The sequence below is a fragment of the Mesorhizobium sp. M7D.F.Ca.US.004.03.1.1 genome (assembly GCF_003998635.1).
GTDB classification, from domain to species: Bacteria; Pseudomonadota; Alphaproteobacteria; order Rhizobiales; family Rhizobiaceae; genus Mesorhizobium; species Mesorhizobium loti.
Genome location: NZ_RZQG01001721.1, coordinates 1 through 525, shown reverse-complemented (window position 1 = coordinate 525; position 525 = coordinate 1). Strand labels below are relative to the sequence as shown.

Here is a 525-nt window from a genome sequence, read left to right as displayed (position 1 = left end):
CGAGCCCACCGATGATCATGCCGTTGAAGCGGATGTATTGCAGGTCCTTGCCGATGTTCATCTCGATCAGTCGCGTCAGCTGCGCGAGGTCCCAGCGCTTGACCTGGTCGGCGATGAATGTCGACACGCCGCTCTTCTGGCTCTCGACGAACGACGCGAGCGCCACCACGAACCCCTGGTTCATGTCGGCCCTGATCTGCGCATCGCCGGCAAGATGCCGACCGACCTCGACGAACATGTTGGCGAGATGCGCGCGGATAACCGAATTCGGCGCCTTGGCGTCCTGCTCGATGAACTGGCTGAGGCTTGCCCACATGTCGCCGGCCAATCCCTTGACCTCCGGACGGGCCAGGAAATCGCGCTTCAGCTTCTCGGCGCGTTTGGCATATTGCTTCGATGTCCTCAGCTTTTCGATGAAGCCTTGAGCGAAACGATCGAACTCGGCGCGCATCGGGTGATCGGGATCGGCCCTCACCTCATCGAGCAGCGAGCCGGCCGAAGCGACGATTTTCTTCAGGAGATAGG

The 525-nt window shown here is 61.0% G+C and carries 1 protein-coding gene; it reads right to left on the bottom strand.

Features of this window, described 5'->3' with window-relative positions; all coding sequences use genetic code 11:
• The coding region (locus tag EN935_RS39700) for a DUF445 family protein (protein WP_127374438.1) at nt 1–525 on the bottom strand (525 nt) is incomplete at both ends.